Below are 26,599 nucleotides of genomic sequence, written 5' to 3'. Positions count from 1 at the left end.
GTGTCGATTGACAGGAAACCGTTAGAACGAACTTCTCCATGTTCATTTTCCTTCGTCGTCCTAGGCAGAATATCTACGTTAGGCCGGAGTTTCAGGCTCCGGCCTATGCGCTTATCCTATGGAATGCCGTGCAACGCTCAGATATCGAGCGTGCTGTCGCGTTCCCATTGCGTGAAGTGCGAGCAGTAGGAATTCCATTCCTGATGCTTGAGCTTCAGATAGGCGGCGGAGAATTCCGAGCCGATCGCTTCCTTCAGGCCTTCATCCTCATCATAGGCTCTGAGCGCATCGAGCAGGTTGAGCGGCAGGCGCGGCGCATCCTTCACCAGATGCCCTTCGGCATACATGTCGATGTCGTGATGCGGGCCGGGATCGGCCTTGTTGCGAATGCCATCGAGGCCGGCGGCGATGATGATCGCCTGGAGCAGATAGGGATTGACGGCACCGTCCGGCAGGCGCAGTTCGAAGCGGCCGGGGCCGGGCACACGCACCATATGGGTACGGTTGTTGCCGGTCCAAGTCACCGTGTTCGGCGACCATGTAGCGCCCGAAGTGGTGCGCGGTGCGTTGATGCGCTTGTAGGAATTGACCGTCGGATTGGTGATCGCCGCCAGCGACGAGGCATGCTTCATGATGCCGCCGAGGAACTGCTTGCCCTGCGCCGAAAGACCGAATTCCGCTTCCCTGTCGGCAAAGACATTGGTCTTGCCGTCATTGCTCCACACGGAGATATGGCAATGGCAACCATTGCCTGTCAGGCCCTTGAAAGGCTTCGGCATGAAGGTGGCGCGCAGCCCGTGCTTTTCGGCAATCGACTTGACCATGAATTTGAAGAAGGAGTGCTTGTCGGCTGTCTTCAGCGCGTCGTCGAACTCCCAGTTCATCTCGAACTGGCCGTTGGCGTCCTCGTGGTCGTTCTGATAGGCGCCCCAGCCAAGTTCCAGCATGTAGTCGCAGATCTCGGCGATCACGTCATAGCGGCGCATCACCGCCTGCTGGTCGTAGCAGGGCTTTTCGGCCGTATCGTATTCGTCCGAAATCTTCGAGCCGTCAGCGGTGATCAGGAAGAATTCGGCTTCGACACCGGTCTTGACCCGCATGCCCTCGGCTTCGGCCGACTTGACGAGTTTCTTCAGCACATTGCGCGGCGCCTGGGCGACGAGCTCGCCATCCATCCACAAATCGGCGGCAACCCAGGCAACCTCTTTCTTCCAGGGGAGCTGGATGACGGAGGATGCATCCGGCACGGCAAACAGGTCCGGATGGGCGGGCGTCATGTCGAGCCAGGTGGCGAAACCGGCAAAGCCGGCGCCCTCTTCCTGCATCGCGGCAATCGCCTGCGCCGGCACCAACTTGGCGCGCTGGCCGGAAAACAGATCGGTATAGCTGATCATGAAGTATTTGATGCCTTTGTCTTTGGCAAAAGCAGCAAGGTCCAGTGTCATTCTCGTTCCCCTTTGGATTTCTTAGAGACACTTCGATTTTGATAGAATACCGCCGGGCTCTCTAACCCGGCGGTGAAAATTTAGTAGCCCCCTTTGCCCGGATACCAGCTCGTGCCGGCAAGCGGAATCTGCGCCATGGCGGCAGCTTCCATGGTCAGCGCGCACAGGTCTTCCGGCTCCAGATTATGAAGGTGGTTCTTGCCGCAGGCACGCGCAATCGTCTGTGCCTCGAGCGTCATGACCTTCAGATAATTGGCAAGACGACGGCCAGCAGCAACCGGATCGAGCCGCGCGGCGAGTTCCGGATCCTGCGTGGTGATGCCAGCCGGATCCTTGCCTTCGTGCCAGTCGTCATAGGCGCCGGCGGTGGTTCCGAGCTTCTGGTACTCCTCTTCCCAGCGCGGATCATTGTCGCCGATGGCGACCAGCGCCGCCGTACCGATGGCGACGGCATCGGCACCAAGCGCAAGCGCCTTTGCCACATCAGCACCGGAACGAATGCCGCCGGAGATAATCAGTTGCACCTTGCGGTGCATGCCGAGATCCTGCAGCGCCTGAACGGCCGGGCGAATGCAGGCGAGCGTCGGCATGCCGACGTTTTCGATGAAGACGTCCTGGGTCGCCGCCGTACCGCCCTGCATGCCGTCGAGAACAACGACATCGGCACCGGCCTTCACCGCCAAAGCCGTGTCGTAATAGGGACGCGCGCCGCCAACCTTGACGTAAATCGGCTTTTCCCAATCGGTGATTTCGCGCAGTTCCATGATCTTGATCTCAAGATCGTCGGGGCCGGTCCAGTCCGGGTGACGGCAGGCCGAGCGCTGGTCGATACCCTTCGGCAGATTGCGCATATGGGCGACGCGATCGGAAATCTTCTGGCCGAGCAGCATGCCGCCGCCGCCGGGCTTTGCGCCCTGGCCGACCACCACTTCGATTGCATCCGCACGACGCAGGTCTTTCGGGTTCATGCCGTAGCGCGACGGAAGATACTGATAGACGAGGGTCTGCGAATGGCCGCGTTCTTCATTAGTCATTCCACCGTCGCCGGTCGTGGTCGATGTGCCCGCAAGCGTGGCGCCGCGACCAAGCGCTTCCTTGGCATTGCCAGAGAGAGCGCCGAAGCTCATGCCGGCGATGGTAATCGGGGTCTTCAGCGTAATGGGCTTCTTGGCAAAGCGGCTGCCGAGAACCACCGTCGTGTCGCACTTCTCGCGATAACCTTCGAGCGGATAGCGCGAGATCGATGCACCGAGGAAAAGAAGATCGTCGAAATGCGGGACCTTGCGCTTCGTGCCGGCGCCGCGAATATCGTAGATGCCGGTTGCCGCCGCGCGGCGGATCTCGGCCAGCGTATGGTCGTCGAAGGTGGCGGACTTGCGCGGCGGCGTCAGAGGATTGTGATAGCTCATGATATTCCTTTCGCCTCAGTACGCGTCGGCATTGTCGATGTTGAAATTGTAGAGCTTGCGCGCCGATCCGTAGCGCTTGAACTCTTCCGGCTTGACGCCGCTGACGCCGGCCTTATCGAGAAGCTCGGAAAGCTTTGCGAGATGCTCGGGGCGCATCTCCTTTTCGATGCAGTCCGAGCCGAGGCTCTTGACCGAGCCACGCACGAAAAGCTTGGCTTCATAAAGGCTGTCGCCCAGCGCATCACCGGCATCGCCGAGCACGACCAGATGGCCGGACTGTCCCATGAAGGCAGACATATGGCCGATATTGCCGTGCACGACGATATCGATACCCTTCATCGAGATGCCGCAACGGGACGCCGCGTTGCCCTTGATGACCAGCAGGCCGCCCTGACCGGTCGCCCCCGCATACTGGCTCGCATCGCCTTCGATGACAACGGTGCCCGACATCATGTTCTCGGCAACGCCCGGGCCGGCCGAGCCGTGTACGGTGACGTTGCCGCCATCGTTCATGCCAGCACAATAATAGCCGACAGATCCTTTGACATCGACGGTCACGGGAGCGTCGATACCGACGGCAACAGCATGATGGCCACGCGGATTGACCACCTCGAAGGCAGTATCGTTGGCGCCTGCCGCAAGGCCGTGGAGAGCGCTGTTGAGGTCACGCAGCGGTGTGACGGAAAGATCGAAAACTGGCATAAAAAACTCTCTCGATTGCGCCGACCCTGGACTAGGCAGCCTTTTCGTGATCCCAGAAATAGACGGTGGCCGGCTCCGGCTCCCATATGCGGGCATCCTCGATGCCGGGCAGGTTGACGAGCGCGCGATATTCAGAGCCGAAGGCGACATAGCGATCGGTCTCGGCCATGACGGCCGGCTTGCAGGCGATGGGATCGCGAACGACGCCGAAGCCGGATTTGGTGCCGACGACGAAGGTGAAGAAACCGTCGAGATCGTCCAGCGCGCCGGTCAATGCCTCGCCCAGATCCTTGCCCTTGGCCATCTCAGCCGTCAGATAGGCGGCGGCAACCTCAGTGTCGTTCTGTGTCTCGAAGGTCATGCCCTCGCGCACCAGCTCGCGACGCAGATTGTTGTGGTTCGACAGCGAGCCGTTATGGACCAGGCATTGATCGGAGCCGGTCGAAAAAGGATGGGCGCCGAGCGTCGTGACGGCGGATTCGGTTGCCATGCGGGTATGACCGATACCGTGCGTGCCGGACATGGAGGCGACGCCGAAACGGGAGACGACGTCCTTTGGTAAGCCGGTTTCCTTGTAGATCTCGATAGCGTCGCCGCTGCTCATCACCCGGACATCCGGTCGCAGCGACGCGATCGCGGCACGGCCCTCGTCGAGCTTATCCTTCGCAAGTGCGATAACGGCATGGGTGCTCTTCACCTCGATCGACACCGAGACATCTAGCACCCGCCGAAGATCCTGCTCAAGGCCGTCGAAGTCCTTTGCCGGATTGGCGGATTGGATGGTGATTTTCGCTTTATTGCCGTTCGCACCGCCGTAAATCGCGATGCCGGCGCTGTCGGGGCCACGGTCCGTCATCGTCACCAGCATGGACGAGAGAAGCGAGCCGAGTTCCGGCTCCAGGCTTTTATCCTTCAGGAAGAGACCCACAATTCCGCACATGATCAGACCCTCCATTTCGCGTCTGCAAAATGACTAGCAGGTCCAATTTCAGATTTCAACTGGCAAGAATAATATTTTCTTTTAAAGCAAGTCAGTCGCTCTTGCCGCGCTGTGGATAGCTGATGATCGAGAGATATCGGCTGGGTAGTTTCACCAGCACTTCCGGCCCATGCGGCGCGTCGGCGTCGAAGAACAGGCTGTCGCCCGGCTGCATCTGGAAAAGCTGGTCGCCATGGCGATAGACCACCTCGCCTTCGAGCATATAGAGAAACTCCATGCCCTCGTGCTGGAACGTCGGGAAGACGTCGGAATCGGTCGTCAGCGTGATGAGATAGGGCTCGACGATGACGCCGCTCGAATTGTTGTCGATGTGACCGAGCAGATTATATTGATGACCGGCGCGCGTGCCGCGTCGTTCCAGCTCTATGCCTTGTCCCGCCTTGACGAAGACGGCATTGCGCGGTTCCTCGTAACGCCGGAAGAAGGCCGTCAGCGGCACGCCGAGGGCGCGGGAGAGCGATTGCAGCGTCGTCAGCGATGGTGAGATATTGCCGTTTTCAATCTTCGACAGCATGCCGAGCGAAATCCCGGTCGATGCCGCAAGGTCGGTCACGGTGATGCCGAGCTTCTTGCGATAGGCGCGCACCTCATGGCCGATCGCCATTTCCAGATTGTTTTCCTTCGGCTCGCGAACCGCGTGCGGGTCCTGCAACAAGGCCGGCCGTGCGCCGTGGGGATGCTCCTCGTCCGTGGTCTTCTCCGGCTTCGTCTTCATTCACGATCCTTTGTTGCAACGCGTCATCGCAGCCACCCTATCGTCACAGTGAAATTTCCTCAACCATGAAGAAAGTCAGGGCTTACGAATATTGCTGGGTGCCGCGCCATAGGCGCTGCGATAGACACGGGAGAAATGCGCGCCGCTGGAAAAACCGGTGGCGATGGCGATTTCAGAGATCGAAAGCGGGCTCTGCTCCAGGAGACGCCGGGCATGCTGGAGCCTGATTCGGCGATATTGATCGAGGAAAGTGAAGCCGAGATGAGCCGCAAACAGCCGGTCGAGATGGCGCGGCGTGACGCCGGCGATCCGGGCCATGGCAGTGCGGCCAAGCGGCATCTCGATCGTCTCCTCCATCTTCTCCAGCACGCTGAGGAGGCCCGGATGATGAACCCCGTAGCGCTCGGCAAGCGAGCCGCGCTGTGGCGCTGTCGGTTCGCCGACCTCCGTGTGCAGATACCAGTCGCTGACGCGGCGGGCGAAGTCCGGCCCCATGCGCTCGGAAATCAACACATGCATCATATCGAGCGGCGCGATGCCGCCGCCGCAGGTGATGCGGTTTCCATCAACGACGAAGCGGGCCTGGCGCGGCGAAAGCGCGGGAAAGGCTTCGAGCAGCGCCGGCGCATGCTCCCAATGGATGGTGAAGTCGCGCTCGGCAAGCAGCCCGGCTTCAGCCAGCAGATAAGGGCCACCGGAAATGCCGCCAATACGCACACCCTCGCGCGCCAATTGCCTGAGACATGCGAACACCGCCGGATAATGCCAGTCGCGCGGCGAGCCGCCGGCGCAGACGAAGACGGTGCCAAGCCCAGAGCCACGGCCTGGAAGCGGATCGGCGGGCACCGGCACGCCACCGGAAGACAAAGCCGACGCGCCATCCGGCGAGAAGCTTGAGAGGTGGTAGATCTCCCGCCCCGCCAGAAGATTGGCGGCGCGCAGCGGTTCGGTGGCCGAGGCATAGGACATCAGGGCGAATCCCGGGATCAGGATGAAGCCGATATGCTGGACGTTTTTCACATCAATCGATGACATGTCCTTTTTCTATTCACAAAGGTCCTAAATGGGCAAGTGGATAGCTGTCCTTCTGTCATCATGAAGCGGATCTCTCGGAGCAATTCATGCGCTATTCCGCTTTATCGATTTTCCTCAACGGCCTTCGCGGCAATACCGGCTGGGCTCCCGCCTGGCGCCAGCCCGAGCCAAAGCCGCATTACGACGTCATCATCGTTGGCGGCGGCGGCCATGGGCTAGCGACGGCCTATTATCTCGCCAAGACCTTCGGCATCACCAATGTCGCCGTTTTGGAAAAGGGCTATCTCGGCTCCGGCAATATCGGCCGCAACACGACGATCATCCGCTCGAACTACCTGCTGCCCGGCAATAATCCGTTCTACGAGCTGTCGATGAAGCTCTGGGAAGGGCTGGAGCAGGATTTCAATTTCAACGCCATGGTCTCGCAGCGCGGCGTGCTCAATCTCTTCCATTCGGATGCGCAGCGCGACGCCTATACCCGGCGCGGCAATGCCATGCGCCTGCATGGCGTCGATGCCGAATTCCTCGACAAGGCGGCGGTGCGCCGGAAGCTTCCCTTCCTCGATTTCGACAATGCCCGTTTCCCGATCATGGGTGGCCTGTTCCAGCCGCGCGGCGGCACGGTGCGTCACGATGCAGTCGCCTGGGGCTATGCGCGTGGCGCCGACAGCCGCGGCGTCGATATCATCACCGGCTGTGAGGTGACCGGCATCCGTTCCGAGAACGGTCGCGTGACCGGCGTCGAGACCAGCAAGGGCTTCATCGGCTGCGGCAAGCTGGCGCTGGCGGCGGCCGGCAACTCCACCGTCGTTGCCGATATGGCCGGCCTGCGCCTGCCGATCGAAAGCCATGTGCTGCAAGCCTTCGTCTCCGAGGGGCTGAAACCCTTCATCGATACGGTCGTCACCTTCGGCGCCGGCCATTTCTATGTTTCGCAATCGGACAAGGGCGGTCTCGTCTTCGGCGGCGACATCGATGGCTATAATTCCTATGCCCAACGCGGCAACCTCGCCACCGTCGAGCATGTCGCCGAGGCCGGTGTCGCGCTGATCCCGTCGCTCACCCGCGTGCGTTACTTGCGCTCATGGGGTGGCGTCATGGACATGAGCATGGACGGATCGCCGATCATCGACCGCACTCATATCGATAATCTCTATCTGAATGCCGGCTGGTGCTACGGCGGCTTCAAGGCGACGCCGGCCTCCGGCTATTGCTACGCCCATCTGATCGCCCGCAACGAGCCGCATGAGACGGCCCGCGAGCTGCGCCTCGACCGCTTCCGGCGCGGCTATCAGCTCGACGAAAAGGGCGTCGGCGCCCAGCCGAACCTGCATTGAGGACATGACGACATGGCAAGCCTGATTACCTGCCCTCACTGCGGCCAGCGTCCCAAAGAGGAGTTCACCATCAAGGGTGACGCGAGCCTCACACGCCCCGCCCCCGATGCCGGCGCGGAGGCTTGGTACGACTATGTCTACCTGCGCGACAATCCGAGGGGTGCTCATAAGGAATATTGGCATCATTCGTCCGGTTGCCGCCGCTGGCTGATCGTCGAGCGCGATACCGTCACCCATGCCGTTCATGAGGTCAGCGACGCTGCGCTCGCCAAGCTCGGAGGCCAGGCATGACCAGCTATCGCCTTCCCTCTGGCGGTCGGATCGACCGCTCCAAAACCGTCAATTTCACCTTCGACGGCAAGCCTCTGAGCGGCCATCCCGGCGATACGCTGGCGTCTGCTCTGCTGGCCAACGGCATCCAGCTCGTCGGCCGCAGCTTCAAATATCATCGGCCGCGCGGCATCCTGACGGCGGGTGCGGCCGAACCCAACGCGGTGGTGACGATCGGATCCGGCGGCCGGACGGAAGCCAACAGCCGCGCCACGATGATCGATCTCTATGACGGCTTGATTGCCCGCAGCCAAAACCGCTGGCCTTCGCTCGGCTTCGATGTCGGCGCCGTCAACGGTCTGCTCTCGCCCTTCCTCGGAGCCGGTTTCTACTACAAGACTTTCATGTGGCCGGCTGCCTTTTGGGAGAAAGTCTACGAGCCAATAATCCGCAAGGCTGCCGGGCTTGGGAAAGCATCCTATGAAGCCGATCCGGATTCCTATGAGAAATGCTGGGCGCATTGCGACCTGTTGGTGATCGGCGCGGGACCGACCGGCCTTGCCGCCGCGCTAACGGCGGCGCGCGCTGGCGCCCGCGTCCTCCTTGCCGACGAGAATTTTCCCCTTGGCGGCAGCCTGCTTTGCGAGACCGGCTCTACCTTACAGGACATTCTCGACGAACTCGCGACGCTGCCGAACGTGCAGCTCCTACCGCGCACCACCGTCATCGGTTGGTACGACGACAATGTCTTCGGTGCGGTCGAGCGCGTGCAGAAACATGTGGCATTGCCCGATCCGCAGCGCCCGGTCGAACGGCTCTGGCGCATCATCGCCAAGCAAGCGATCCTTGCCACCGGCGCGGAGGAACGTCCCCTTGTCTTCGGCGGCAACGACATTCCGGGTGTGATGATGGCCGGCGCCATGCGCAGCTATCTCAACCGCCAGGCCGTCACGCCCGGCGCCCGAACCGTCATCTTCACCACCAACCAATCCGGCTACCACACAGCCGCCGATCTTGAAGCGGCCGGCGTCGAAGTTGCCGCCATCGTCGACAACCGCAGCAGCGGCGGCGAAAGCTGGAGCGGCAAGGCGCCTGTCTTCTCCGGGGGATGCATCGTCGACGCGCATGGCGGCAAGCAATTGCGCCGCGTGACCATTGCAACGGCGTCCGGCATGCAGGACATCGAGGCCGATGCGCTGGCGATGTCAGGCGGCTGGAGCCCGATCATCCACCTTGCCTGCCACCGCGGAGCAAGACCCGTCTGGTCCGATGAGCAAGCCGCCTTCCTGGCGCCGGAGCGGCAGGAAGGCTTGCTGATTGCCGGCTCCGCAACTGGTCTCGCCACCACGGAAGCCTGCCTCGGCGATGGTGCGCGCAAAGCCGCCGAGGCGCTGGAAGCGATCGGTTTCGGCGGGATCACGCCCGCTTTCGTCCCGGCAGAAGAAGCCTCTGCCGCCAGCACCGCGCTCTGGTATGTCAAAGGCGGCAAGGGCAAGGCTTTCGTCGATTATCAGAACGACGTGAACTTGAAAGATCTCGGCCTTGCCGTGCGCGAAGGCTATGGGCATGTCGAACTCGCCAAGCGCTATACCACCAACGGCATGGCGACCGATCAGGGCAAGCTCTCCAATATCAACGCCATCGGCATTCTCTCCGAAGCGCGCGGCGTCTCGCCCGGCGAAGTCGGCACCACCACATTCCGGCCCTTCTATACGCCAGTCTCCTTCGGGGCGCTCACCGGCGCCTCGCGCGGCAAGCATTTCCAGCCGGCCCGCAAGTCGCCACTGCACAACTGGGCGAGCAAGAACGGCGCTACCTTTGTCGAAACCGGCCTTTGGTATCGCTCCTCCTGGTTCCCGCGCCAAGGCGAGACGACATGGCGCGAAAGCGTTGATCGCGAAGTGCTGAATATTCGCAAGAATGCCGGGATCTGCGATGTCTCGACGCTCGGTAAGATCGAGATCCACGGCAAGGATGCCGCGACCTTTCTCGACCGCATCTATTGCAACGGCTTTGCCAAGCTTGCTGTCGGCAAGGCGCGCTATGGCATCATGCTGCGCGAAGACGGCATGATCTATGATGACGGCACCACCAGCCGGCTCAGCGAAGAGCATTTCTTCATGACGACGACGACGGCACTCGCCGCCGGCGTACTCACTCATCTCGAATTCTGCGCCCAGACGCTCTGGCCGGAGCTTGAGGTCTACTTCGCCTCCTCGACCGATCAATGGGCGCAGATGGCGGTCGCCGGTCCGAAATCGCGGGCGATCCTTTCCGAGATCGTCGACGAGGATCTGTCGGATGCCGCCTTCCCCTTCATGAGCGCCCGTCCGGTGACGCTCTTTAGCGGCAAGCTTGAGGGCCGGCTCTTCCGCATCTCCTTTTCCGGCGAACTTGCCTATGAACTCGCCGTGCCCGCCGGTTATGGCGAATGGGTGGCCGATGCCATCATGCAGGCTGGCGAAAAGCACGGCATCTGCCCCTATGGCGCCGAAGCGCTCGGCGTCATGCGTATCGAGAAGGGCCATGTCACCCATGCCGAGATCAACGGCACGGTGACACCAGGCGATCTCGGCTTCGGCCGCATGGTCTCGGCGACCAAGACGGATTTCATCGGTAAGGCCATGCTCGCCCGCGAGGGTCTGCAATCGTCTGACCGTCCCCGCCTCGTCGGTGTCAAGCCGCTCGACCCGGCGACGAGCTTCCGCACCGGCGCCCATATCCTGGCGGATGGCGCGGCGGCGACGCTCGAAAATGACCAGGGCTATGTCACCTCCAGTGCCTTCTCGCCGACCCTCGGCCATACGATCGGCCTGGCGCTGGTCAAGCATGGCCCGGAACGCATCGGCGAAAAGGTCATGATCTGGAACGGCCTTAGAAGCGAATTCACCGCGGGGCAGCTTTGCAGCCCGGTCTTCATCGATCTCGAAAACGAGAAGCTCCATGCCTGATCGCCCCGAACACAGACCGGTACTTGCCGGCAAGACCGCCCTGCAAGGTCCGGGCATCCGCTTGGAACCTCTGCCGGAAGGTCATCTGCTGCATGTCATGGGGGTAATAGACGCCGATGGCCTCGCCAGCCCGCTTTCTGCCGCAGGGCTTGAAGCGAGCACGATCCGCTCCACCGGATACCGGCAATGGTTCATCGCCGGCGATGATCCGCTTCCGCCGTCGCGCCTCGCAGCCCTTTCTTCGACCCTGCAAGGGAGCGCCTTCGTCTCCGACCAGAGCCATGGCCGCGTCCGCATCGGCCTCTCCGGCCCGCAGGCGGCTGAACTGCTCGCCAGGGGCACGGTCGTCGATCTTCATCCCTCGGCGTTTCCGGAGGGACGCTCGGCCGTCACGCTGTTCGGCCATATCTCGCTGCAGCTGACGCGCACCGGTGTTGACAGTTTCGAGCTGACAGTGCTGCGCAGCTTTGCCGAAGCGCTCTACGAGGAACTCGAAGCCCTGGTGACTTCGCTCGGTGCTTTGCGCGTTCTCAACGGGTTATCTTAATCCGCCCCGTAAGGCTCCCCTATCAAGGCCCCTGTTCGCCTGAAAGCCCGATGTTTAGACATCAGGCTCCATTGTCTTTTTGCAAATGCAGCTCAACTGCGTTAGAGCGATCCATCCCCAACCGAACCTGATCCGGCCGACATACTCATGCACTTCAAGAAGGACATAGCCGCACTCTGCAAGGAAAACGGGCTCCGTCTGACCGGACCACGGAAGATCATCATGCAGGTTCTGTCCGATGCGTCGGATCATCCCGACGCGGTGGAGCTGCATCGGCGGGTCAGCGAGATCGATCCGGGCATTGCGATCGCCACCGTCTATCGCACCGTCAATTTGCTGCAGGAAAAGGGCGTGCTGGAAAAGCATACCTTCGGCGATGGCCGAGCTCGCTTCGAGAGCGCCGATCAGGAGCATCATGACCATCTGATCAATGTCGAAACCGGCGATCTGATCGAATTCCGCTCCGACGAAATCGAGCGGCTGCAGGAAGAGATCGCCCGCCAGCACGGCTTCACGATCGTCAGCCACAGGCTGGAAATCTACGTCAAGCCGATCGACAAGAGGCGCCCGCCCAGGAAGGGCAAGGAAACGGTCTAGTAAACCGCCTCCAAGGCACTTCCGCAAAAATCTCCCTACGCCGTCTCGTGTGCTTCCGTCCCCACCGCCTTGCGAGAGGCATAGAGGAAAGCGCCGACGAAAGTGATGGCGAGCAGCAGCACGATGGTTGGAGCCGGTGCACTGTCGATGAAGAAGGACAGATAGACGCCGGAAAATGCTGCCGTCACCGCAATCACCACCGATAGAACGAGCATGACGCTGAACCTGCGCGCCAATAGATAGGCGATGGCACCGGGCGCGATCAGCAGGGAGATGGCGAGAATGATGCCCACCGACTGCAGCGTCGCCACGATCGTCAGCGATAGCAGGCAGAGCAGACCATAGTGCAGCAGGTTGACCCTTAGACCGACTGCCCTTGCCTGCGCCGGGTCAAAGGCATGCAGCAGCAGGTCACGCCACTTGACCGCGATGACGGCCGCCGCCAGCACCGCAACGGCCGCGGTTTCCATGATGTCCTGCCATCCGATTCCGAGCATGTCGCCAAACAGGATATGATCGAGATGCACCTCGGACTGGATTTTCACATAGAGGACCAGACCGAACCCGAACATGCCCGAGAACACGATGCCCATCACCGTATCCTGCTTGATGCGGCTGTTGTCTTTGAGGAAGCCGGTCGCAAGAGCGCAGACCATGCCGGCGGCAAAGGCGCCGACCGCCAGGGGAAAGCCGACGATATAGGCGATGACCACGCCCGGAAACACCGCATGGCTCATGGCGTCTCCCATGAGAGCCCAGCCCTTGAGCACCAGGAAGCAAGACAGCAGCGCCGTCGGCACCGCAATCAGCACCGAGATGATCAAGGCGTTGACCATGAAGTCGAACTGGAACGGTCCCAGCAGGGTGGATAGAGCATTCATGGTGTCACCTCCCGCCCTTCCGCCGCCCTGCGTCGGGCTGCCAGCATGCCGTGCTTGGGTGCGAAAAAGAAGGCGACGAGGAAGATCAGCGTCTGGAGCACGATGATGATGCCGCCGGTGGCGCCATCGAGAAAATAACTCGCATAAGCGCCGACGAAGCTGGTCACTGCCCCGATCGCGACCGCAATGATGAGCAGCCGTGGGAAGCGATCCGTCAGCAGATAGGCAGTCGCTCCGGGGGTCACCACCATGCAGATCACCAGAAAGGCGCCGACGGTCTGAAGTGCTGCGACCGTCGAGGCCGAGAGCAGCGTGAAGAACAGGATCTTGAGTGCTGTCGGATTGAGGCCGATCGAACGGGCATGGGTCTCGTCGAAGAATGTCACCATCAGGTCCTTCCATTTCACCAGCAGGATGGCGAGCGAAACGAAGCCGATAATGGCGAGCTGGAGCGTGTCCTCCGGCGTGATGGCAAGGATATTGCCGAGCACGATGGTCTGAATGTTTACCGCCGCGGGCTTGAGCGAAACGATGAACAGGCCAAGCCCGAAGAAGGAGGAGAAGATCAGCCCGATAATGGCGTCTTCCTTCAGTTTCGTCCGCTGGTTCAGGAACAGCATCGCCGCCGCCGCAAGCCCGCCGGAAAAGAAGGCGCCGATCGAAAAGGGAAGTCCGAGCATGTAGGCGCCGGCAACGCCGGGCACGATCGAGTGAGACAGCGCATCGCCGATCAGCGACCAGCCCTTCAACATCAGGAAGCAAGAGAGAAACGCACAGACCGCGCCCACCAGCGCCGAAACCCACATGGCGTTGAGCATGTAATTGTAGCCGAAGGGTTCGAGAAGGGAGGCCATCAGACACGCTCTCCATGCTCACTCGCGGAGACATGTGCCGGTGGCTTGCCGGCCGGACCGTTCAGCACGAAATGGCGAAGCACGCCGCCGAAGGTCCTTTCGAGATTTTCTTGCGTGAAGGTCTCGTCGGTCGGCCCATAGGCGAGCACCGTGCCCTTGATGAGCACGGTGCGATCGCAGAACTCCGGCACGGAGCCGAGATTGTGCGTCGAGACCAACATCACCCGGCCATCGTCGCGCAGCGAACGCAGCAATTTGACAATGGCTTCCTCGGTCTTCACGTCGACACCGGTGAAGGGCTCGTCGAGCAGGATGACACGGCTATCCTGCGCCAGAGCACGAGCCAGAAAGACGCGTTTCTTCTGCCCGCCGGACAATTCGCCGATCTGGCGTTTGCGGAATTCGCTCATGTCGACGCGCGCAAGCGCCCTGGATACGGCTTCATGATCGGCCGCCTTCGCAATCCGCATCATGCCCATATGGCCATAGCGACCCATCATGACGACATCCTCGACCAGGACCGGGAAATTCCAGTCGACCTCTTCCGCCTGCGGTACATAGGCCACGAGATTTTGCCGCAGCGCCTGTTTGACCGGCATTCCCAAGACCGAAATCTCGCCCTTTGCCAGATGCACGAAACCCATGATCGCCTTGAAGAGCGTTGATTTGCCGGAGCCATTGACGCCGACCAGTGCTGTGATGGTGCCTTCTGGCACCTTGAAGCTGGCATCGCGCAGTGCCGTATGGCCGTTGCGATAGGTGACGGTGGCATCCTTCACGAAAATGCCGCCCCCCGCATCCGCAGGTGCTGGGGAGATGCGGGTGGCGACCGCGTTCATTGCGACAGCCCCTCGGCCAGCCCCTTCGCCACGGTGTCGGAGGTGACGCGCAGGAGGTCGACATAGGTCGGCACCGGCCCATCGGCCTCGCTCAGGGAGTCGACATAGAGCACGCCGCCATAATGGGTGCCGGTCTCGCGTGCGACCTGCCGGGCCGGCTTGTCGGAGATGGTGCTCTCGCTGAAGACCGCGCTGATCTTGTTGACACTCATAGTATCGACCACCTTGCGCACTTGCTGCGGGGTGCCTTGCTGGTCGGCATTGATCGGCCAGAGATAGAGTTCCTTCAGGCCGAAATCGCGGGCCAGATAGGAAAAGGCGCCTTCACTCGAAACCAGCCAGCGCTTGTCTTCCGGAATGGTATCCAGCTTCTCGCGGATCGGCGCGATGGTCGCCGCGATCTTCGTCTTGTAGGCCTCCGCGTTGGCCTTGTAGATCTCGGCGTTCTTCGGGTCGTATTTGACGAAGGCGTCGCGGATATTGTCGACATAGATGATCGCATTCTTCGGCGACATCCAGGCATGCGGATTGGGTTTACCGTTATAGGGGCCTTCCGTGATGCCCATCGGCTCGACGCCGGTCGAGACCACGACGTCGGGAACGTCCTTCAGGTGCCGATAGAACTTCTGGAACCAGAGTTCGAGATTGAGACCGTTCGAGAAGAGAAGCTGGGCGCCCTGCGCCCGCTGGATGTCGCGGGGCGTCGGCTGATATTCGTGGATCTCGGCGCCGGGCTTGGTGATCGATTCCACTATGGCAGCGTCGCCCGCTACATTCTTCGCCATGTCGGCGATAACCGTGAAGGTCGTCACCGCCTTGAACTTCTGATTGGCTGCCTCCTCAGCGGCCACACCGCCTGCCATCAGGCCGAGTGCCGCGAAACCTGCCAATCCCGCAAGGACCCTGCGTCGGGCGCGATCAAACATGAAATTGTCTCTCCTTATTTTCTTTGCTCTGACCTGAACATTCGCCCCATTCCGACAACCAGGTTGACCAGTCGGCCTTCAGGGGCACACAAAATACCGTTCGGCTGCGGCAGATACCCGCAGCCGGTGAAGCTTGGAGCGGTCACTGGATCAGCCCCCGCCTCTCCCTATCGCGACCCCACAATCGCCGGCCCGCATTTTGCAAATGCAACTTATTTGCAATAATTATCTGCCATATTCCGCAGCGTATCTATCATGCAATTGCGACTGAATTGCAATAACGGATTGCGCGAATTTCACAAACTTTCGGTAAAATGACGCCGAGTACGCGCCAACCCCGCCTTCCCCTTGCTCCCCCAGCAATGCTGCTTGGAACAACTGACGTGTCTAAACCCAACGGAAAGACAACACCCCATCCCTTTCGGAAACAAAAATCCTAAAATTATTCTTACTTCAGAGATCGTCGGAAATATCCAGACGCACTGCACGGTCTAAAACGAGATCATGGTCTTCATTTCAGAGATGTCGATCGACGAACCTCGCATTATATTTCCGGAAGTGCAGATTTGCATCAAACTCTCTCCATCGTTGTTCCGACATACAACGAGATCGACAACATCATTCCCTTTCTGGAGCGGGTCAAACACGCGCTTTCCAGCTTCGATTGGGAGTTGATCTTTGTCGATGACAATTCCTCGGATGGAACCGCTTCCGCAGCCTATAAACTCTCTCAGCAGGATCATCGCGTCCGCTTGATCCTTCGACTGGCCGATCGCGGTTTGGCACGGTCAAGCATCCAGGGGATGCTCTCTGCAAAAGGGCATCTGCTATGCATCATGGACGGCGACGGACAACACGATCCGGCCGTTGTTCCGCAACTGGTCCAACGACTGCAAAGCGGTTCTCTGGATGTTGTCAGCGCGGCACGGCGGTTGGATGAAGGCGTGAACCCGGCCGCCCTTTCCGCCCTGCGCCGCCGGATTTCGGACTGCGGCAATGCGCTGAGCAGCATCGTCATCGGCCGGCGCATGACCGATCCTCTGACAGGCTTCTTCGTCATCCGCCGCGACAGCTTCCTGGAGATCGCGCCTCGTCTTGGTGATCCCGGTTTCAAGCTCCTGCTCGATATCCTTCATACGAAGAAATCGCTCCGGCATGCCGAGGTACCCTTCGACTTCGGCGTCAGGATGAATGGCGAATCCAAGCTCGACGCCTGTGTGCTTTGGCGATTTGCAACCTTCCTGATGAGCAAGATGACGGGTAGTATTCTCCCCGCAAATCTCATTTCATTCCTCTGCGTCGGCGCCTCGGGCGTCTTGGTGCATCTGAGCATACTCTACTGCGCCTTGACGCTTGGCTTGCCGTTCACTGCGGCACAGGTCGCCGCCGCTCTCGTGGCGGCCAGCAGCAATTTCCTGCTCAACAACTTCCTGACGTTTCGCGACAAGCGCCTGCGGGGCTGGGCGCAATTTTACGGGTACGTCAAATTTCTGCTCATCTCCTCGGTCGGCATCCTCGCCAATGTGTCGGCGGCGGCCATAACCTATGAGCGCATCGTGCATGTCGTCCTGCTTGCCACGTTGGCCGGCATCGCCATCGACACGATCTGGAAATTTGTCGTCGTCAAGCACCTCGTATGGAAATGAATACGGGCTCATCGACCCAGGAAACCGTGCCGCCCTCCGGACAAACGTCCGGGGCCGGCTTGTTGTGGAAACTCCTGGCCATCCTTTTGTGCCTGAAGGTCTTACGCCCGCTCGTCACACAGACCATGTTCTTCGATGGCCTTATCTATGCCAGCGTGGCCCGCAACATGGCCGAGGGTATCGGATCGCCGTGGCGGCCCGCCTTCTCGCAAACCCTGTTTCCGCTTTTCGCCGAACACCCGCCGTTTGCCATGTGGCTGCAGGCCATCGCGTTCCGGGCATTCGGCGACACCGCCTGGGTCGAGAAAGGTTATTCCCTCTTCGCCGCACTGCTCAGCGGCCTGATCATGCTCGGCATATGGCGCCGGTTGACCGGGAAGGATCCTGCGCTGCGTAGCACCGGAGTCCTTGCCTTGATCTTCACTCTGATAGCGGGGCGGCTGAGCTGGGCATATGCCAACAATATGCTTGAAAACACCTTGATCGTGTTCACCTCGGCGGCGATCTGGCTTGTCGTCGAGGCCTATAGCACATCCCGCGCTTCAAAGTTTGCGTCGAGATTGCCGTATATGATCGAGGCAGGCGTTCTGACATTCCTGGCGATCATGACGAAAGGGCCGGTCGGCCTGTTTCCGCTCGCCGTTCCGATCCTTTTCAGCATCAGCTTCGGTCGCCCATCCGTCAGGACCGCCACGATCGATACCGCGATGATAGCCATTGCCGCGGCCGGCATGTTGGCCTTGCTCTTGCTCGATCCCGAAGCACGCGGATATGCCGATCGCTATCTGCATTATCAGCTCTTTGCCAGCCTCGCCGGTGATCGTGGAGGGACCAGCGGCGGATTGCATGGGCTCTGGTCGCTTTTCCGGGTCAATTTCTTCCCGCTGCTTCTTGCGGCTCTCATACTGTCCACTCGTCTGCGCGGCCGACACGGGACCCTGGCGACGAGATGCGCCACGCCGGAGCTACACCGGCAACGATACCGCAATGCCGCTTTCCTTTTCACCGTCGGCCTCTCGGCCTCCTTGCCGCTTCTCGTCAGCCCCCGCCTTAACAGTTTCTATTTCAACCCTTCGATCCTCTATTTCGCCGCAGCGGCTGCAATGATCTCGGCCCCCGCATTGCTGCCTCAGATCCGCTCGCTCAACAAGGAATGGCTTCGGCGGTTGAATCTCGCACTGACTGCCGGCGTGGTCGCGGCTATCTTCTCCGTGGTTCTCGCCGTTGGAAAACCGGGTTCGGACAGAATCGAGATCGAGGATGCGCAAAAGATCGCGGAACATATCTGCCCGGCCGCTGGCCGCTGTCAGCCGATTGTTGCAGCCTGCGGCAACGTTGCGGACGATTGGCAGCTGCATGCCTATCTCGAACGTTATTATCACGTCAGCCTGAAGAAAGACGCCGAGCTATCGCCGGAGGAGGACACATCCTTTCTCTTGGTAAGCCAGGACTGCCCTATTTCCTCTTCAGCCGACTACTATGAGGTCGATGCAAGACTGTCGAACTATCGTCTTTTCCGACATCTCTAGTATAGGCGCCGGAGGATGAGCGGCCAACGTTTGGATCGTCTGGAATAATACTTGCGGTCGAGCGGACTGGCGGAATTGGAAGCGCCGGCGCCTCCACCGGCTGATTGCCGCTCCTTCCGGATGACTAATGATCAATATTCCACGCCGCCCGGTCGGCATCATTGGGAACGTCATGCTTTAGCTCGTTTCGAGTCAGCCGGCGCAGATTTGCGCTGGAATAGGCGACACAAAGGACAATTAGCGCGATAATAGTAATATACACTTGCATTTATAGTAAATCTCACTTACAAATAAATGATTCCGAATTTATAAATTGAATAAGTATTTCCTTTATAAATCATTTAGTGCATTTTGTTTCTGTATGTTTCTAAATATTTTTTACTGAGCCTTTTTTGTTGCTTTTGTACAACAACAACTCCACCTCATTGTCGAGCTTTCCATTTATAACCATTGAAGTCGTTCTCACTCTTCTCTGTTCCTGTTAGCTCTTTTTCGAGAAGTCGGATGGCTTCTAAAAGGGGAAACGTTCGGAATGGGGAGTGAGGCACGGCGGACATCGTTCGTGCGCCATTTCTCAGTTCGACTTAGTGGATTGGAATTAAAATGAACATCAAGAGCCTTCTTCTCGGCTCCGCTGCTGCGCTTGCAGCAGTATCCGGCGCTCACGCCGCTGACGCTATTGTCGCTGCTGAGCCGGAGCCGCTGGAATACGTTCGCATCTGCGACGCATACGGCGCTGGCTACTTCTTCATTCCGGGCACCGAAACCTGCCTCAAGATCGGCGGCAAGGTTCGTACGGAAGGTCAGTGGTACGATGCCTACAACCCGAACAACGTTCGTGGCACGCTCTGGCATACTCGTGCTGAGCTGCAGCTGCAGACGGCGACTGACACCGAGTACGGCCCGCTGAAAACCAACACCGAGCTGCGTTGGGATTGGCAGGAAGGTGCTTCGACATCTACCAACTTCCTGCATGGCAGCATCAGCCTCGGCGGCTTCACCATTGGTAAGGAAGACTCGCAGTTCAACGTCTTCACCGGTTACGCTGGCGACGTCATCAACGACGACGTTGTCTATGACGGCCCGTACGAACTCAACCAGATCACTTACAACTACGATGCCGGCAACGGCTTCACGGCTGTAATCTCGCTGGAAGACACCAACTCCGGCACTGGCGCCACGGGCGCCAACGGCGAAGACAGCTCCGATCACTACGCTCCTGACGTTGTCGGCGGTCTCGGCTACAAGGCTGGCGCATGGGGCTTCAAGGTTGTCGGTGGTTATGACTCCATCGTTGAAGAAGGCGCCATCAAGGCTCGTGTCGACGCTGACTTCGGCGTTTTCTCGGCCTTCGTCATGGGCGGCTGGAACACGGACGGCGACAAGCTGAACAAGTACGCTGGCGCGAACGGTGGCGGCGACGCTTCTGGTATCGGCTGGGGTGACTGGGCAGTTTGGGGCGGCGCAAGCGTTCCAATCAACGAAAAGCTGAAGTGGAACTTCCAGGTCGCCTATACCGACTCGAAGATCTTCTCCGCGACCACGAACCTCAAGTTCAACCCGGTCAAGAACCTTCTCGTCGAGCCGGAAGTCACCTACACCAACTGGGATTCGATCAACGAAGATCAGTGGGCTGGTATCCTCCGTTTCGAGCGTAGCTTCTAATCTGATTTGATTGACCTCCGATCAGAGAAGAGGAAGACCCGGTTCCCTGCCGGGTCTTTTTCTATTTATGGCCAGATGAATTTCTTGGTCTTTATACGGCCTAGAAGCTTGGCGGCGTGCAGGCACTGATGACCTCGCACGGAACCGGTCCGACACACCGGAAGCGATGGGGGCGCCGGCTCTCAAAATAATAGGCGTCTCCTGGCCCGAGGATTCGCCTCTCTTCGTCCACCGTGACTTCAAGCCGTCCAGAGAGAACAATCCCTCCCTCCTCGCCTTCGTGGACGAGCGGCACCTTGCCCGTATCTGATCCCGGCTGATAACATTCCTTCAGGATCTGAAGGCTGCGGCCAAACAAGTTGTCGCCGATCTGGCGATAGGAGATCGGTCCTTTGCCGATCTCGACGAGCTCCTCGGCCGCGTAGAAGGCCCTGCGAGACTTCTCAGGCTCAAATGCGAAGAATTCCGCAAGCCCGATCGGGATGCCGTCGAGAATGCGCTTCAGCGCACCCACCGATGGATTGGCGGAGTTCGACTCGATCAGCGAAATCGTCGAGTTCGTCACGCCAGCGCGCTTCGCGAGTTCGCGCTGGGACAGATTGTGCGCCAGGCGCAGATGCCGCAATCGGTTGCCAATATCGACGGACATGGATTCCTCATGTTTTCGGTTGTTCGATATATGGAAATATCATGCAATCCGTATGCTATTTTTCAATGGGTTAGCAAGAGTGAGAAAAGGACTTGTTCGGAAACGGAAAATGCCTGATTTGAATTATCACCTCAATGGAGAGAGCTATGGATCAGATCAGCAAGCCGAACAGCCCCAGCCTCGAAAACTTCTGGATGCCTTTTACCGCAAACCGCCAGTTCAAGACGGCTCCCCGCCTGCTGGCCTCGGCGGAGGGCATGTATTACACCGACGTCGACGGCAATAAGGTTCTCGACGGCACCGCCGGTCTCTGGTGCGTCAACGTTGGCCATGGCCGGGAGCGTATCACCCAGGCAGTCGAACGGCAGCTGCGTACCCTGGACTTCGCTCCGACGTTCCAGATGGGCCATCCGATCGCATTCGAGTTTGCAGAAAAGCTGGCAGCGATTGCGCCGGGCGGACCGGCCGCGAAGCTTGACCGCGTATTCTTCACCGGATCCGGCTCCGAATCCGTGGACACCGCCCTCAAGATTGCCATTGCCTATCAGCGAGCCATCGGTCAGGGCACTCGGACGCGTATCATCGGCCGTGAGAAGGGTTATCATGGCGTCGGCTTCGGCGGCATTTCCGTCGGCGGCCTTGTCAACAACCGCCGTGTCTTCCCGCAGATCCCGGCCGACCACATGCGCCACACGCTCGACATCGAGCGCAATGCCTTCTCCAAGGGCCTGCCGCAACACGGCATCGAGCTGGCCGAGGACCTTGAGCGCCTGGTGGCGCTGCACGGCGCGGAAACGATCGCAGCCGTCATCGTAGAGCCGATGTCCGGTTCTGCCGGCGTCATCATGCCGCCAAAGGGCTATCTGGAGCGCCTGCGCGCCATTGCCGACAAATACGGCATCCTTTTGATCTTCGACGAAGTCATCACCGGCTTCGGCCGCCTGGGCACGCCGTTTGCCACCGACTATTTCGGTGTCGTGCCCGATCTTGTCACCACCGCCAAGGGCATCACCAACGGCGCGATCCCGATGGGCGCCGTTTTTGCAAGCCGCAAGGTGCATGATGGCCTGATGACCGGTCCGGAAAACCAGATCGAGCTCTTCCACGGCTACACCTATTCCGGCCACCCCGTCGCCTGCGCCGCCGGCATTGCCACCCTGGAAATCTATCAGGAAGATGGTCTGCTGACCCGCGGCGCCGAACTGGCCGAGACTTGGCAGGACGCGCTTCACTCGCTGATGGGCCTGCCCAACGTCATCGACATCCGCAACTTAGGCATCGTCGGCGCCATCGAGCTTGCCTCGCGCGACGGCGCACCCGGCGCCCGCGCCTACGATATCTTCGTGGATTGCTTCCAGAAGGGTCTGCTGATCCGGGTCACCGGCGACGTCATCGCCCTGTCGCCGCCGCTGATCATCGAGAAGGACGAGATCGGCAAAATCGTCTCGATCCTCGGCGATGCCTTGAAGCGCGCGTCGTAAGCCAATCGATCGCCGCGAAGCCTGCCGGCATAATCTGCGCCCGGCAGGCTCCGAGACAGATTCCCCCAGGCCAGACAGTTGGCCTGTACCTCGCCCGGCGTCTCCGATGCCGGGCCTTTTCGTCTCTCGCACAAGGCACGAAAGCCCTTTAGCGACGCCCCTTCGCCCGGGTTGCAAGCACGTTTCGGATCGAAAAGCTCGAATGGATGCGCAGCACACCCGGCAAGGTCGACAGGATCTCCTTGTGGATCCGCTCGAACTCACCGGCGCCGGCGACCTCTACCTTCAAAAGATAATCCGATCCGCCCGTCATCAGGAAGCACTCCTGGATTTCCGGGTGTTTTCGAACGGCCGCCTCGAAGCGATTGAGATGATCCTCCGTCTGCCGTTCCAGCGTGATGTTGATGATCACGGCGATGGCGCTCTCGCCCGAAACGCTATCGATCAGCGCCGTGTAGCCGCGGATCACGCCGGCCTTTTCAAGAAGATTGATGCGCCTCAGGCAGGCGGACGGCGACAGCCCCACCTCGGTTGCCAGCTTCGCATTGCTCATGCGCGCATTCAGCCGGAGCAGCCGAATGATGTTCCGATCGATCGCATCGATTCCCGACATGCATATTCTTTCAATTTTTCAATGATAATTCTGAAAATCATGCATTCATCGAATAATCAAGCAGTAATCAGAGAGAAATTCATCGATCGTTTCAATATCCTGCTCCTAACGATAAAGAGGGGTTTCCCATGGATGGCGGCGCGAGAATGAGCCCTGCTCAGGCACGGCAAAGACAGGCCGGAGCAACGGGCTATCTGACGATCGACCTCGTTGCACTGCGCCGGAATTACGAGACGATCGCAGCCGCCGTGGCGCCGGCAAAGGCTGCCGCTGTGGTCAAGGCTGATGCCTATGGGCTGGGCGCCGACCGAGTGGCCCCCGCATTGTATCACTCCGGATGCCGGGACTTTTTTGTCGCCCAATTTGGGGAGGCTGAGAAGCTAAGACGGCACCTCGAGGCCGATGCCCGCATTTACGTGCTGAACGGCTTGCAGCCGGGCGCCGAGGGTACCTGCGCGCAGACCGGGGTCGTTCCCGTGCTGAACTCGATGGAGCAGTACAAGCGCTGGAGATCCACCGCGCTGGCGCAGAACCGCGTCCTGCCCGCAGTCCTGCAATTCGACACGGGAATGTCGAGGCTGGGGATCTCGCCGGAAGACCGGGCGGCATTCGCCGCGGAGCTTACACACACCGATGTCGTCGAAATCCTGTTTATCATGAGCCATCTGGCCTCCGCCGACGAGACGGACAACGGGCAGAATGCCCAACAGCTCGCCGAGATGCGCAAGATCGCGGCCGAGTTTCCTCAGTTCTCCGTCAGCTTCGCCAACTCCGGCGGGGTCTTTCTCGGATCGGATTATCACGGCGTCCTCACCCGAGCCGGCATCGCGGTCTATGGCGGCGCACTGACGGTGGACAAGTCCAATAACATACAGCCGGTCATTCGGCTTGACGTCGCCGTCGTGCAAACGAGAAGCGTGCCGCCGGGAACCCTCATCGGATATGGCGGCACCCATGCGGCAAAGGTGGAGATGCGCCTTGCCACGCTTGCCGCCGGCTATGCGGACGGGCTCCCCCGCTGCCTTGGTGACCGGGGCGCGGTCTATTACGAGGGCGTGCGGCTGCCCATCGTCGGCCGTGTTTCCATGGACAGCATTACGATCGATGTCACCGCCCTGCCTCCGGGCACGCTCAGGCTCGGCAGCCTGGTGGAGGTGATTGGGCCGCACCAGACACTGGAAGACCTTGCCAAATCGGCCGGAACCATCTCGTATGAGATCCTGACCGGCCTCGGCCACCGCTACCATCGCAACTATCTCTGACGTTCCCACCGCCACTATCGAGGACACCATGAAAGTCACCATTCTCGGCGCCGGGGTTATCGGCGTGACGACCGCCTATCAGCTTGCCAAGGCGGGACACCAGGTCACGGTCGTCGACCGGCAGGCGGGGCCTGCGCTTGAAACCAGTTTCGCGAATGCCGGGGAAGTCTCCTTCGGCTACTGCTCGCCCTGGGCCGCCCCGGGAATACCGCAGAAGGCGCTGAAGTGGCTTTTCATGAAGCATGCACCCCTGATCCTTCGCCCGAAGGTCGACACGGCAATGCTGTCATGGCTCGTCAAGATGCTGTCGAACTGCACGTCGGAACGTTATGCGGTCAACAAGAGCCGGATGCTGCGGCTTGCCGACTACAGCCGGATCGCACTGGCCGACGTCAGGGCGGGAACCGGCATTGCCTATGACCAGCGGATGCAGGGCACGCTGCAGCTCTTCAGAACCGAGCAGCAGCTCGACGCATCGGCAAAGGACGTGAAGGCGCTGGCCGCCGACGGCATACCCTATGAGGTTCTCGATCGGGATGGATGCATCCGCGTCGAGCCTGCCCTCAGCCACGCCCGGGACAAGATCGTCGGCGGCCTGCTGACGCCGAAGGACGAAACCGGCGACTGCTTCAAATTCACCAATGCGCTGGCGGCAAAAGCTGTGGAACTCGGCGTCCAGTTCCTCTACGGGCGCACGATCAAGGACCTACAGGTCGAGGGCCGCCAGATACGCGGCGTTGTGACCGATCAGGGTGCCATAGCCTCCGATGCCGTTGTCGTCGCATTGGGCAGCTATTCGCCGCTGCTCCTCAAGCAGGTCGGCATCAGCCTGCCCGTCTATCCGGTGAAGGGCTATTCGCTGACGATCCCGATCGTCGACCCCGCGCGCTCGCCGGAATCGACCGTCATGGACGAGACCTACAAGATCGCGATCACCCGCCTCGGAGACCGTATTCGCGTCGGCGGGATGGCGGAAATCTCCGGCTACACCAACGACCTCGGGCTCGCACGCCGCAATACCCTCGAACATTCCGTCATGGATCTGTTCCCCGGCGGCGACGTGAGCAAGGCGGCCTTCTGGTCCGGCCTGCGCCCGATGACGCCAGACGGAACCCCTGTGATCGGGGCGACGAAAATCCGCGGCCTCTTCCTTAACACCGGCCATGGCACGCTCGGCTGGACCATGAGCTGCGGCTCGGCGCGCGTGATCAGCGATCTCGTCAGTGGACGCAAGGCCGAGATCGATACCGCCGATCTGTCAGTCGCGCGCTACGGATAACAACGTCCCGGGATGCGGCATCACCGAATCCAGCGAACCTTGTAGAGATGCATGCCTTCGATCGGGATGCGCTTCTGCTCGCTGCCGTCGGCCCCGGCGACGGTGAAGCCGTTTGCCCACCAGCTTTCCTCCGCCTGTACCCAGGCGAGCCGGTCACCCAGCGCGCTCACCGCCTTGACCTGCAGTTTGGGATTGAGCACTGAGAAGGGCGAAAAGCTGCCGGCATTCGGATCGAAGGTCCAGACGCCATCATCCGTGGTCACGAAATATCCGCCGCCCCGCCTGCTCGACAGGTCATGTCCGTCGTGACGGCCGGGAAGCGTCCATCGCGCCGTCTCGGTCAGCGTCGGCGTAGCCTCAGTTCCTTCGACCTTATAGGCCTGGATCAGGTCATGCGACAGAACGAACAGCCGCGCACGCGCCGCATCCCAGACCGCACCATGGCCGGAAGGGAGCGGCAGGCTGAGCAGCGGTGCCTCGCTGCGGTCGCGGCCGTAAATTTCGAGCCGGTCGCCTTCCGCATGGATGGACAGCGCAACGGCGATCCAGCCGCCAGGCAGAAGATCAGCCGAATGGGCCATTGGCGTCTTGGCATGGAACGAGACATGACCGGTCCCACGGTCGATCAGCACAGCCCCGCCGGTCGAAGCGGTCGCGAGAATCGAACGGCCTCCATCAACCGGCTTGCAATCGTCGAGGTGCCGGAGAAATTTGAGGCGATAGGCCTCGGGAAGGTCATTGGCATCGGCGGCGCGCCAACGCCAGGTCTCCGTGGCAGCCCCGCCATCGATCCGGTACTCACGGATCTGATCATCACCGCATGCATAGAGCCGATCGGCGGCCAGTGCCGGCTGCGCCGCAGCGAATGCGACGATTGCGGCAGCGAGTGTCATCGTGACGGACTTGGTCATTCGTGGTCTCCAAACGGATCATCCGCGAGGCGCGGCGGCGCGACCCTTACATCACC

Annotated in this window: 24 protein-coding genes; 11 read left to right on the top strand and 13 right to left on the bottom strand. The window is 60.4% G+C overall.

The window, feature by feature from the left end; genetic code table 11:
• Positions 1-137: 137 nt before the first annotated feature.
• The 6 genes from glnT to PMI03_RS22380 all read right to left on the bottom strand — a co-directional run bounded on the left by glnT (position 138) and on the right by PMI03_RS22380 (position 6,306).
• Complete coding sequence (gene glnT, locus PMI03_RS22405) at positions 138-1,445, bottom strand: type III glutamate--ammonia ligase (RefSeq protein WP_007698461.1); 1,308 nt, start codon at positions 1,443-1,445, stop codon at positions 138-140.
• An 80-nt stretch (positions 1,446-1,525) separates the two neighbouring features.
• Positions 1,526-2,854, bottom strand: a complete 1,329-nt coding sequence (locus PMI03_RS22400) for an FMN-binding glutamate synthase family protein (protein WP_007698458.1) — start codon at positions 2,852-2,854, stop codon at positions 1,526-1,528.
• Positions 2,855-2,869: 15 nt separating this feature from the next.
• A complete protein-coding gene (locus PMI03_RS22395) occupies positions 2,870-3,556 on the bottom strand; it encodes a GXGXG domain-containing protein (protein WP_007698441.1) in 687 nt (228 codons plus the stop codon).
• 31 nt (positions 3,557-3,587) lie between these two features.
• On the bottom strand, positions 3,588-4,496 hold the full coding sequence (locus PMI03_RS22390; protein WP_007698438.1) for a glutamine amidotransferase family protein: 909 nt from the start codon (positions 4,494-4,496) through the stop codon (positions 3,588-3,590).
• Positions 4,497-4,587: 91 nt separating this feature from the next.
• A complete protein-coding gene (locus tag PMI03_RS22385) occupies positions 4,588-5,271 on the bottom strand; it encodes a helix-turn-helix domain-containing protein (RefSeq protein ID WP_007698434.1) in 684 nt (227 codons plus the stop codon).
• 75 nt (positions 5,272-5,346) lie between these two features.
• On the bottom strand, positions 5,347-6,306 hold the full coding sequence (locus tag PMI03_RS22380; protein WP_007698431.1) for a GlxA family transcriptional regulator: 960 nt from the start codon (positions 6,304-6,306) through the stop codon (positions 5,347-5,349).
• A gap of 86 nt (positions 6,307-6,392) precedes the next feature.
• Here PMI03_RS22380 and PMI03_RS22375 point away from each other — a divergent pair, with 86 nt between their 5' ends.
• From PMI03_RS22375 to PMI03_RS22355, 5 genes are all read left to right on the top strand, one after another.
• Positions 6,393-7,643, top strand: coding sequence for a sarcosine oxidase subunit beta family protein (locus PMI03_RS22375; RefSeq protein WP_007698429.1), 1,251 nt, complete (start codon positions 6,393-6,395; stop codon positions 7,641-7,643).
• A gap of 12 nt (positions 7,644-7,655) precedes the next feature.
• Positions 7,656-7,934, top strand: a complete 279-nt coding sequence (locus PMI03_RS22370) for a sarcosine oxidase subunit delta (RefSeq protein ID WP_007698427.1) — start codon at positions 7,656-7,658, stop codon at positions 7,932-7,934.
• A complete protein-coding gene (locus tag PMI03_RS22365) occupies positions 7,931-10,864 on the top strand; it encodes a sarcosine oxidase subunit alpha family protein (protein WP_007698425.1) in 2,934 nt (977 codons plus the stop codon). Before PMI03_RS22370 ends, PMI03_RS22365 begins: the two co-directional genes overlap by 4 nt.
• Complete coding sequence (locus PMI03_RS22360) at positions 10,857-11,411, top strand: sarcosine oxidase subunit gamma (protein ID WP_007698424.1); 555 nt, start codon at positions 10,857-10,859, stop codon at positions 11,409-11,411. The genes PMI03_RS22365 and PMI03_RS22360 overlap by 8 nt, the downstream gene beginning before the upstream one ends.
• A gap of 147 nt (positions 11,412-11,558) precedes the next feature.
• Positions 11,559-12,008: a Fur family transcriptional regulator gene (locus PMI03_RS22355; RefSeq protein ID WP_007698421.1), complete on the top strand. Its 450-nt coding sequence runs from the start codon at positions 11,559-11,561 to the stop codon at positions 12,006-12,008.
• Positions 12,009-12,043: 35 nt separating this feature from the next.
• On the opposite strand, the gene PMI03_RS22350 is transcribed toward PMI03_RS22355, so the two are convergent.
• Genes PMI03_RS22350 through PMI03_RS22335 form a run of 4 tightly spaced genes read right to left on the bottom strand, consistent with a single transcriptional unit; the run spans position 12,044 to position 15,508 of the window.
• On the bottom strand, positions 12,044-12,889 hold the full coding sequence (locus tag PMI03_RS22350; RefSeq protein ID WP_007698420.1) for a metal ABC transporter permease: 846 nt from the start codon (positions 12,887-12,889) through the stop codon (positions 12,044-12,046).
• Positions 12,886-13,746: a metal ABC transporter permease gene (locus PMI03_RS22345; RefSeq protein ID WP_012649933.1), complete on the bottom strand. Its 861-nt coding sequence runs from the start codon at positions 13,744-13,746 to the stop codon at positions 12,886-12,888. Before PMI03_RS22345 ends, PMI03_RS22350 begins: the two co-directional genes overlap by 4 nt.
• Positions 13,743-14,582: a manganese/iron ABC transporter ATP-binding protein gene (locus PMI03_RS22340; protein WP_007698417.1), complete on the bottom strand. Its 840-nt coding sequence runs from the start codon at positions 14,580-14,582 to the stop codon at positions 13,743-13,745. Before PMI03_RS22340 ends, PMI03_RS22345 begins: the two co-directional genes overlap by 4 nt.
• Entirely contained in the window at positions 14,579-15,508 is a 930-nt protein-coding gene (locus PMI03_RS22335) for a metal ABC transporter substrate-binding protein (RefSeq protein ID WP_007698416.1), read from the bottom strand. Before PMI03_RS22335 ends, PMI03_RS22340 begins: the two co-directional genes overlap by 4 nt.
• 566 nt (positions 15,509-16,074) lie before the next feature.
• Between PMI03_RS22335 and PMI03_RS22330 the strand changes: the two genes are divergently transcribed.
• The 3 genes from PMI03_RS22330 (at position 16,075) to PMI03_RS22320 (ending at position 20,348) form a co-directional block, all read left to right on the top strand.
• Positions 16,075-17,154, top strand: coding sequence for a glycosyltransferase (locus PMI03_RS22330; RefSeq protein WP_007698415.1), 1,080 nt, complete (start codon positions 16,075-16,077; stop codon positions 17,152-17,154).
• A 62-nt stretch (positions 17,155-17,216) separates the two neighbouring features.
• A complete protein-coding gene (locus tag PMI03_RS22325; protein ID WP_309574467.1) occupies positions 17,217-18,683 on the top strand; it encodes a glycosyltransferase family 39 protein in 1,467 nt (488 codons plus the stop codon).
• 603 nt (positions 18,684-19,286) lie between these two features.
• A complete protein-coding gene (locus PMI03_RS22320; RefSeq protein WP_007698409.1) occupies positions 19,287-20,348 on the top strand; it encodes a porin in 1,062 nt (353 codons plus the stop codon).
• 100 nt (positions 20,349-20,448) lie between these two features.
• Here the strand turns inward: PMI03_RS22320 and PMI03_RS22315 are convergent, their stop codons facing one another.
• Entirely contained in the window at positions 20,449-20,997 is a 549-nt protein-coding gene (locus PMI03_RS22315) for a cupin domain-containing protein (RefSeq protein WP_007698406.1), read from the bottom strand.
• Between the two features lie 146 nt (positions 20,998-21,143).
• Between PMI03_RS22315 and PMI03_RS22310 the strand changes: the two genes are divergently transcribed.
• Positions 21,144-22,478: an aspartate aminotransferase family protein gene (locus PMI03_RS22310; RefSeq protein WP_007698403.1), complete on the top strand. Its 1,335-nt coding sequence runs from the start codon at positions 21,144-21,146 to the stop codon at positions 22,476-22,478.
• A gap of 148 nt (positions 22,479-22,626) precedes the next feature.
• On the opposite strand, the gene PMI03_RS22305 is transcribed toward PMI03_RS22310, so the two are convergent.
• On the bottom strand, positions 22,627-23,091 hold the full coding sequence (locus PMI03_RS22305) for an Lrp/AsnC family transcriptional regulator (RefSeq protein ID WP_007698400.1): 465 nt from the start codon (positions 23,089-23,091) through the stop codon (positions 22,627-22,629).
• A 128-nt stretch (positions 23,092-23,219) separates the two neighbouring features.
• Here PMI03_RS22305 and alr point away from each other — a divergent pair, with 128 nt between their 5' ends.
• Positions 23,220-24,353, top strand: coding sequence for an alanine racemase (alr, locus tag PMI03_RS22300; protein ID WP_007698397.1), 1,134 nt, complete (start codon positions 23,220-23,222; stop codon positions 24,351-24,353).
• A 28-nt stretch (positions 24,354-24,381) separates the two neighbouring features.
• Positions 24,382-25,632: a D-amino acid dehydrogenase gene (locus tag PMI03_RS22295; RefSeq protein WP_007698395.1), complete on the top strand. Its 1,251-nt coding sequence runs from the start codon at positions 24,382-24,384 to the stop codon at positions 25,630-25,632.
• Between the two features lie 20 nt (positions 25,633-25,652).
• On the opposite strand, the gene PMI03_RS22290 is transcribed toward PMI03_RS22295, so the two are convergent.
• Positions 25,653-26,543: a DUF6528 family protein gene (locus tag PMI03_RS22290; RefSeq protein WP_007698392.1), complete on the bottom strand. Its 891-nt coding sequence runs from the start codon at positions 26,541-26,543 to the stop codon at positions 25,653-25,655.
• Positions 26,544-26,599: the final 56 nt, after the last annotated feature.

The sequence above is a fragment of the Rhizobium sp. AP16 genome (genome assembly GCF_000281735.1).
Classification (GTDB): domain Bacteria; phylum Pseudomonadota; class Alphaproteobacteria; order Rhizobiales; family Rhizobiaceae; genus Rhizobium; species Rhizobium rhizogenes.
This window is presented reverse-complemented; position numbering and strand designations above follow the sequence as displayed.